At 43.0% G+C, this 1604-nt stretch carries 1 protein-coding gene; it reads left to right on the top strand.

Annotated features, from left to right (window positions below; translation table 11 throughout):
* The first annotated feature begins 76 nt into the window (after positions 1-76).
* The gene (locus tag HC733_RS22155; RefSeq protein WP_190367143.1) at positions 77-1423 is read left to right on the top strand and encodes an IS1182 family transposase; all 1347 of its coding nucleotides are present in this window, start codon (positions 77-79) and stop codon (positions 1421-1423) included.
* Positions 1424-1604: the final 181 nt, after the last annotated feature.

A 1604-nucleotide genomic window follows, 5' to 3' on the forward strand; every position in this document is an offset into this window, starting at 1 on the left:
TCAGACTGTTGAAAAAGGGCTAGACACAGATCTAGCCCTTTGATCTAATAAGCGTAGTGAGTTTAGGGAGTTCACCATGCTTAAAGACAAAACCCCTCAGCAATTCGAATTGGAAATGGTCGCCATTGACCAACTTGTTCCAAAAGACCATTTAGTTCGCCTGATTGACCTTGCGATTGATTTCGAATTCATCCGCGATGAAGTTGCCCATCTCTACTGTAAAAACAATGGTCGCCCAGCGGTTGACCCTGTGCGAATGTTCAAGATTTTATTTCTTGGATACCTGTTTGGCATTCAAAGCGAGCGTCGTTTAATCAAAGAAATTCAAGTCAATGTCGCATATCGGTGGTTCTTGGGGATGGGATTAACCGAAGAAGTTATTCATCACTCAACATTGAGCCAAAACCGCATTAAACGCTTTAAAGATAGCAACATTTATCAATCCATCTTCGATAATATTGTGCGTCAGGCCATGCAGAAAAAGTTGATTGGTGGCTATAGTTTATTTGCTGACAGCACCCATCTTAAAGCCAACGCGAATAAAAAACGTTATGACATCGAAGACTTAAAAGTCAGTCCTTCAGTGTATGTAGAGCAATTGAACGAAGCAGTACTGCAAGACCGGGAAGATGAAGGAAAAAAGCCCCTGAAGTGTAAGGAAGAAACACCTTGCACAAAACCAACCAAAGTCAGCCGCACTGACCCAGATAGTGGGTTTATGGTTCGAGATGAAAAGCCAAAAGGGTTCTTCTATCTCGACCACCGAATTGTGGATGGTAAACACGGTATTATCGTAGATACGCACGCCACAGCAGGTAATGTACATGACTCGCAACCTATAATCAGCCGGTTAGATAGAGCACTCGACACCTTCGCGCTCAACCCAATCGCAGTTGGACTGGATGCAGGTTATTTCACCGCAGCGGTATGTCACAATCTGGAAGAAAGACAAATAATCGGCGTACTTGGATACCGAAGACCCAATAAAAAGAAAGGTTACTTCGCCAAACGAGAGTATGAATATCAACCAGATACAGATACTTATTTATGCCCTCAAGGAGAAACCTTAATTTATAAAACCACGTGTAGAACAGGATATCGGCACTATCATTCCGACCCGAATAAATGCCAAAGTTGCCCAGTAAGAAGCCAATGTACAGCCAGTCAAAATCAAACCAAAGTCATCACGCGGCATGTTTGGCAAACATCGGTAGAAGCAGCGAATGAAATCAGATTAAGTGATTGGGGTAAAAAGCTTTATCGACGACGAGCAGAAACGGTAGAGCGAAGCTTCGCCGATGCGAAACAACACCATGGACATCGCTACTGCAAATATAGAGGCCTAGCGAAAGTGACAGCGCAATGCTTATTGGCAGCGGCTTGTCAGAATATGAAGAAAATCGCGCTAATGGCGGCTCACTAGCCAAAATCCCTTAAAAATTGCCCTCATAAAGCATCACAATATCCCAGAAAAACTAAAACACGGTAATTTTCCGAGTTAAGGCTGCGCTCCCAATTCTTTAGAGAAATTCACAGAATCCATCATCAACAACAGAAAAAATAAACCCCGCTGAAAAAAGTGGGGTTTATCATCAATCTGAAGC

The organism is Pseudoalteromonas sp. S16_S37 (genome assembly GCF_014694405.1).
Lineage (GTDB): Bacteria > Pseudomonadota > Gammaproteobacteria > Enterobacterales > Alteromonadaceae > Pseudoalteromonas.

What these genes read in the sequence shown, in the direction of transcription:
- HC733_RS22155 (WP_190367143.1), top strand. Translation starts at nt 77, where the DNA reads ATGCTTAAAGACAAAACCCCTCAGCAATTCGAATTGGAAATGGTCGCC.